Origin of the sequence: Streptomyces chiangmaiensis (genome assembly GCF_036281785.1) — a bacterium.
Lineage (GTDB): Bacteria > Actinomycetota > Actinomycetes > Streptomycetales > Streptomycetaceae > Streptomyces > Streptomyces chiangmaiensis.
On the sequence record NZ_JAYWVC010000001.1, the window covers coordinates 181,563 to 187,615 of the forward strand.

Genomic DNA, 6,053 nt, shown 5'->3' on the forward strand with positions numbered 1-6,053 from the left:
ACTTCAATGTCCGTACCGGAGCCCTTTCCCACATGACGAGCAGCACCGAGACCACCGCCACCACCCCGCAGGTAGCGGTCAACGACATCGGTAACGAGGAAGCCTTCCTCGCAGCGATCGACGAGACGATCAAGTACTTCAACGACGGCGACATCGTCGACGGCGTCATCGTGAAGGTCGACCGGGACGAGGTCCTGCTCGACATCGGTTACAAGACCGAAGGTGTCATCCCGAGCCGCGAGCTCTCGATCAAGCACGACGTCGACCCGAACGAGGTCGTTGCCGTCGGCGACGAGATCGAGGCCCTGGTCCTCCAGAAGGAGGACAAGGAAGGCCGCCTGATCCTCTCGAAGAAGCGCGCCCAGTACGAGCGTGCCTGGGGCACCATCGAGAAGATCAAGGAAGAGGACGGCATCGTCACCGGTACCGTCATCGAGGTCGTCAAGGGTGGTCTCATCCTCGACATCGGCCTCCGCGGCTTCCTCCCGGCCTCGCTGGTCGAGATGCGCCGCGTCCGTGACCTCCAGCCTTACGTCGGCAAGGAGCTCGAGGCGAAGATCATCGAGCTGGACAAGAACCGCAACAACGTGGTCCTGTCCCGCCGTGCCTGGCTCGAGCAGACCCAGTCCGAGGTCCGCCAGACCTTCCTCACGACCCTGCAGAAGGGTCAGGTCCGCTCCGGTGTGGTCTCCTCGATCGTCAACTTCGGTGCCTTCGTGGACCTGGGTGGCGTCGACGGTCTGGTCCACGTCTCCGAGCTGTCCTGGAAGCACATCGACCACCCCTCCGAGGTCGTCGAGGTCGGCCAGGAGGTCACCGTCGAGGTCCTCGACGTCGACATGGACCGCGAGCGCGTCTCCCTGTCGCTGAAGGCGACCCAGGAAGACCCGTGGCAGCAGTTCGCCCGCACCCACCAGATCGGCCAGGTCGTGCCCGGCAAGGTCACGAAGCTGGTTCCGTTCGGTGCGTTCGTCCGCGTGGACGAGGGCATCGAGGGTCTGGTCCACATCTCCGAGCTGGCCGAGCGCCACGTGGAGATTCCGGAGCAGGTCGTCCAGGTCAACGACGAGATCTTCGTCAAGGTCATCGACATCGACCTCGAGCGCCGTCGTATCAGCCTCTCGCTGAAGCAGGCCAACGAGTCCTTCGGTGCCGACCCGGCCTCGGTCGAGTTCGACCCGACCCTGTACGGCATGGCCGCGTCCTACGACGACCAGGGCAACTACATCTACCCCGAGGGCTTCGACCCCGAGACCAACGACTGGCTCGAGGGCTACGAGAAGCAGCGCGAGGAGTGGGAGCGCCAGTACGCCGAGGCGCAGCAGCGCTTCGAGCAGCACCAGCAGCAGGTCATCAAGTCCCGCGAGGCCGACGCTGCCGCTGCCGCCGAGGGCGGCGAGGCTGCGGCTCCGGCCGCGACCGGTGGCTCGTACTCCTCCGAGGGCGCGGACACCTCTGGTGCCCTGGCCTCGGACGAGGCGCTTGCCGCGCTGCGCGAGAAGCTGGCCGGCGGCCAGAGCTGACGCTCATCCGCTGACGGTTGTCAGGTGACCGAGGGCCCGCACCCGTTTGGGTGCGGGCCCTCGGCCTTGGGGACTGTCCACCCTCCAGGGCCGATCCGGCAGGCCCGTCGACGTCGTCGTCATCGGAGGGGGCAGCGCGGGCCTCACCTGCGCCTACGCGCTGGGCAAGGCCGACCACGACTGTACGGTCCTCGAAGCCCGTGACCGCGCCGGCGGCCGCAACCTCACCGTCCGCGGCGGCGACAGGCTCACGGACATCAACGGTGTCGAGCAGACGGCCCGATTCAGCAAGAGCCGGTACATGAACGCGGGCTCCGCACGGCTCGCCCAGTGGATGGTCACCCTCGACTACTGCCGTGAACTCGGCGTACCCGTCGAGGCGTTCACCAACTCCGACGCCAGTGCCCTCATCCACAACCCGAGCAGAGGGATGACGGCACCGGTCCATTACCGGACCGCGAAGGCCGATGTCCACGGCCACGTCTCCAAGTCGCTCTTCAAGGCCACCAACGCCGGTGCCCTCGACGGTGAGTCGACGACCGACGACAAGGAACGGCTGCTCACTCTCCCCAAGAGCTACGACCTGTCCCTCGGGCGCCCCGGCCGAGCCCGGGCACCACTTGGCAGCCATCGCGGACGATTCCTGGCGGGTGCGGGAATGCCCCTGTCCCCCGGGGCGTTGACCACGGCGAACAGGAGGAGGAGCGGTCTACAGTGCTTGATCCGCAAGGTTTGTACGCGTGGGAGCCGAAGGGCCTGGCGGTCGTCGACATGGCGCTCGCCCAGGAGTCGGCCGGCTTGGTCATGCTCTACCACTTCGACGGCTACATCGACGCGGGTGAGACCGGCGACCAGATCGTCGACCGGCTCCTCGACTCGCTGCCCCACCAGGCTGTGGCCCGCTTCGACCACGACCGGCTCGTCGACTACCGCGCCCGCCGTCCGCTGCTCACCTTCCAGCGCGACCGCTGGACGCGATACGAGGAGCCCACGATCGAGGTGCACCTCGTCCAGGACGCCACCGGGGCGCCCTTCCTCCTGCTGTCCGGCCCCGAGCCGGACGTCGAGTGGGAGCGCTTCGCCGCGGCCGTCCGGCAGATCGTGGAGCGGCTCGGCGTCCGCCTGTCCGTGAGCTTCCACGGCATCCCCATGGGAGTGCCGCACACCCGCCCGGTGGGCCTGACCCCGCACGGCAACCGCACCGACCTCGTGCCGGGCCACGGCAGCCCCTTCGACGAGGCGCAGGTCCCCGGCAGCGTCGAGTCCCTGCTCGAGTACCGGCTCATGCAGGCGGGACACGACGTCCTGGGCGTCGCGGCGCACGTTCCCCACTACATCGCCCGCTCTCCCTACCCGGACGCCGCACTGACCGTCCTGGAGGCCATCACGGCCGCGACCGGGCTCGTCCTGCCGACTGTCGCGCACACCCTGCGTACCGATGCCCACCGTACGCAGACGGAGATCGACCGGCAGATCCAGGAGGGCGACGAGGAACTGGTCGTGCTCGTCCAGGGCCTCGAGCACCAGTACGACGCCGCGGCGGGTGCCGAGACCCGCGGCAACATGCTCGCCGAGCCCGTCGAGATTCCGTCCGCGGACGAGATCGGGCAGGAATTCGAGCGTTTCCTGGCGGAACGTGAGGGCGAGGGCTGAACGCAGGGACCTGTCACCGCGACCGTCAGTGGCAGGCCGTAGGCTTCCCGTCATGCTGAAGGTGGGCCTGACCGGCGGTATCGGCGCCGGCAAGAGCGAGGTGTCGCGACTGCTCGTGGGGTGCGGGGCCGTGCTGATCGACGCGGACCGCATCGCGCGCGAGGTCGTCGCGCCCGGAACCCCCGGACTGGCCGCCGTCGCCGACGCATTCGGAGCGGGTGTCCTCGCGCCGGACGGCAGCCTGGACCGGCCGAAGCTCGGCTCCATCGTCTTTGCCGATCCGGAGAAGCTCGCCGTCCTGAACTCGATCGTGCACCCTCTGGTGGGTGCTCGCTCCCGGGAGCTGGAGACCGCCGCGCCCGAGGACGCTGTCGTCGTCCACGACGTCCCGCTCCTCGCCGAGAACGGGCTCGCCCCGCTCTACGACGTCGTGCTCGTCGTCGACGCGAGCCCCGCCACCCAGCTCGACCGGCTCGTCCGTCTGCGTGGCATGGCCGAGGAGGACGCACGTGCGCGCATGGCTGCCCAGGCGACACGGGACAAGCGCCTGGAGATCGCGGACATCGTGATCGACAACGATGTGCCTCTGGACCAGCTGGAACGCCGCGTAAGGGACGTATGGGCCGATCTCGTGTGCAGAGCACGGGGCTCACAGGAATAGCGGCCATCCTCGGGGGCGTTGAAACGCTGGAGCAAGGGAAGGACTCTGCCGTGCCCGAGAACAGCGATCCGACCGGACGTACTCCGGAGACGCATGTGATCGACTACCGCGCCGCCGAGCAGCTGCTGGCCGCGCGGGACCCGCGGGGCGCGGTGAAACTGCTCGACGGCGTGATCGCCGCACACCCGGAGAACACCGCTGCGCGGCTGCTGCGTGCGCGTGCCTTCTTCGCCGCCGCACAACTGCGTCCCGCCGAGCTGGAGTTCAGCATTGTGCTGGAGCGTGAGCCGGACAACGCGTTCGCGCACTTCGCGCTGGCCCGTACATATGAGCGTCAGGCGCGGCCGGAAGAGGCGAAACGGCACTTCCGGCTGGCGGCGGCTCTGGATCCGAACCCGCAGTATCTGAAGGCGGCACGCTTCGACTCGTAGCGGGCTCTCTGCCTTCGAAGAGCCGCCTCAAGCGGGCCGCCGGGCCCCCGAGGCCCCCTACCGCCGGTCGTCCGGCGGCTGGTAGGGCGGGACGTCGCGGCTCGGCTGCCAGTGAGGACCCTGGTGCATGCGGTGCAGGATCACGGTCAGGTCCACGGCGACGACCAGCCACAGCACGCCGCAGGCGGCTGCCCAGCCCGGCCGGCCCACCAGGGCGAACGCGACCGTTCCGAAGGTCGCCCACGCCAGACCCCACACGCTCAGCCAGAACCGTGCCCGCAGCGGACTGCGCGCTGTCACAGGTTCACTGCCCGTACGCATTCACATCACTACTCCCACCAGGACAAGTACCCTTCGTGGTGCACGTTCACCAGGGAAGGGCGATCGGATCCAGGAGATCGCGCGCAGCGCGGGACCGGTCCTCGGGGAGGGGCGATGGTACTGCTGAAGGTGCTGCGGGAGGACGCGAGGCTCGCCGGCTGGCTGAGGGATCTCGAGAGCGAGGACGACGCTCCCCGGGAGATCACCCTGCCCCACGCCGACGAGCTGCCCGACGTTCTGCTCGACCTGTCGGTACCCCACGAGGACATCAACGACCTCGTCGCTCTTCGAGGACGCTTGGCGCGGGACGACGAGGCGATGACCCTGCTGGCGCGGTGTGTCGCCCGCTTCGTACGGGACATGGGGGAGATCGGAAAGGGCTGGGAGCCCCCGTCCTTCCCGAAATCGGCGGGACCGCTCGGTCGGCTCTTCCACGTCTACGTGTTCGTCGCGGCTCTGCCGTATGTGCGCGCCTACCACCGGGATCGCGGGGTTCCGGAGGACGTGTCCCGCCGCACGCTCGCCGACCTCGGCCGGCAGATGGCCGTGCACCGCCGGCGGCGCGGCACGGGCGGGCTGCCGTTCCCGTGGTGGACGGCGCTGTACTTCCACGGGGAGCTGTTCCAGCTGGGGCGGCTGCAGTACCAGCGGGCACGGCTCGGGCAGCGCACCGGACAGGCAGTCGCGGCGGCGACGGGCCGGGGCCTGGGACCCGGGGACCCATGCCTCAGCCTGCACATACCGGACTTCCGGGGCCCGCTCTCGCCCTCAGGCTGCGAGCGGTCCCTGACGTTGGCACGCGCGTTCTTCGCCGAGCACTACCCCGAGGAGCCGTACGAGATCGCCGTCTGCCACTCCTGGCTGCTGGACCCGCAGCTCAGGCGCTATCTCCCGGCCGACTCCAACATCATCCGTTTCCAGGACCGCTTCGAGCTCGCCCACCAGGAGACGACGCCGGACGACGGCGTACCGGTCGGTTTCGTCTTCGGCGATCCCGAACTGCCGGTGGAGGAACTGCCCCGGCGGAGCAGTGTCGAGCGGGCCGTGGTGGACCATCTGCGGGCGGGCGGGCACTGGTACGGAGGGCACGGCTGGTTCGTGCTCTGACCGGTCCCTTTCATCCGTTCCCCCGTCGAACCCTCACCCCGTTGAGTGATGGCGGGGAGGGAACGCGGCGCGGGGCGCGGTCCGTTGGACGGGCATGAAGGTGACGATGCGGGACGGTCACGGGGGCACGGGTCCCGGGGCGATCACACCCGACGGTTGCGCGGTCGAGCTGTACTCACGGCTGCCGATCGGGGGCGAGCCGGACATCATCGCCGCGGCCGTACCCGCGGGCGCGCACATTCTTGAGCTGGGCAGCGGGGTCGGACGGATGACCCATCCGCTGCTGGAGCGCGGTTTCTCGGTCACGGCGGTGGACGAGTCCCGGGAGATGCTGGAGCGCGTGCGCGGCGCGCGCAC

7 protein-coding genes and 1 pseudogene are annotated in these 6,053 nt (G+C 69.2%); 7 read left to right on the top strand and 1 reads right to left on the bottom strand.

What is annotated here, in order from left to right; translation table 11 throughout:
* Positions 1–32: 32 nt before the first annotated feature.
* From rpsA to VXC91_RS00825, 5 genes and pseudogenes are all read left to right on the top strand, one after another.
* Positions 33–1,523: a 30S ribosomal protein S1 gene (rpsA, locus tag VXC91_RS00805; protein WP_067042841.1), complete on the top strand. Its 1,491-nt coding sequence runs from the start codon at positions 33–35 to the stop codon at positions 1,521–1,523.
* Positions 1,524–1,569: 46 nt separating this feature from the next.
* A pseudogene (locus tag VXC91_RS46890) lies at positions 1,570–1,767 on the top strand (FAD-dependent oxidoreductase); the annotation flags it as partial.
* A 470-nt stretch (positions 1,768–2,237) separates the two neighbouring features.
* Positions 2,238–3,176 (top strand): PAC2 family protein, encoded by a 939-nt coding sequence (locus tag VXC91_RS00815; protein ID WP_329504317.1) that lies wholly within the window; start codon positions 2,238–2,240, stop codon positions 3,174–3,176.
* A gap of 52 nt (positions 3,177–3,228) precedes the next feature.
* The gene (gene coaE / locus VXC91_RS00820) at positions 3,229–3,837 is read left to right on the top strand and encodes a dephospho-CoA kinase (protein ID WP_329504318.1); all 609 of its coding nucleotides are present in this window, start codon (positions 3,229–3,231) and stop codon (positions 3,835–3,837) included.
* Positions 3,838–3,887: 50 nt separating this feature from the next.
* A complete protein-coding gene (locus VXC91_RS00825) occupies positions 3,888–4,268 on the top strand; it encodes a tetratricopeptide repeat protein (RefSeq protein WP_329504319.1) in 381 nt (126 codons plus the stop codon).
* Between the two features lie 57 nt (positions 4,269–4,325).
* On the opposite strand, the gene VXC91_RS00830 is transcribed toward VXC91_RS00825, so the two are convergent.
* A complete protein-coding gene (locus VXC91_RS00830) occupies positions 4,326–4,589 on the bottom strand; it encodes a DUF6343 family protein (protein ID WP_329504320.1) in 264 nt (87 codons plus the stop codon).
* A gap of 114 nt (positions 4,590–4,703) precedes the next feature.
* Between VXC91_RS00830 and VXC91_RS00835 the strand changes: the two genes are divergently transcribed.
* Complete coding sequence (locus tag VXC91_RS00835; protein ID WP_329504321.1) at positions 4,704–5,696, top strand: acyltransferase domain-containing protein; 993 nt, start codon at positions 4,704–4,706, stop codon at positions 5,694–5,696.
* A 106-nt stretch (positions 5,697–5,802) separates the two neighbouring features.
* Positions 5,803–6,053 (top strand): class I SAM-dependent methyltransferase (locus VXC91_RS00840; RefSeq protein WP_329504322.1); only part of this gene is annotated, 251 nt, incomplete at its 3' end.

What these genes read in the sequence shown, in the direction of transcription:
- rpsA (WP_067042841.1), top strand. Translation starts at nt 33, where the DNA reads ATGACGAGCAGCACCGAGACCACCGCCACCACCCCGCAGGTAGCGGTC.
- coaE (WP_329504318.1), top strand. Translation starts at nt 3,229, where the DNA reads ATGCTGAAGGTGGGCCTGACCGGCGGTATCGGCGCCGGCAAGAGCGAG.
- VXC91_RS00830 (WP_329504320.1), bottom strand. Translation starts at nt 4,589, where the DNA reads ATGCGTACGGGCAGTGAACCTGTGACAGCGCGCAGTCCGCTGCGGGCA.
- VXC91_RS00835 (WP_329504321.1), top strand. Translation starts at nt 4,704, where the DNA reads ATGGTACTGCTGAAGGTGCTGCGGGAGGACGCGAGGCTCGCCGGCTGG.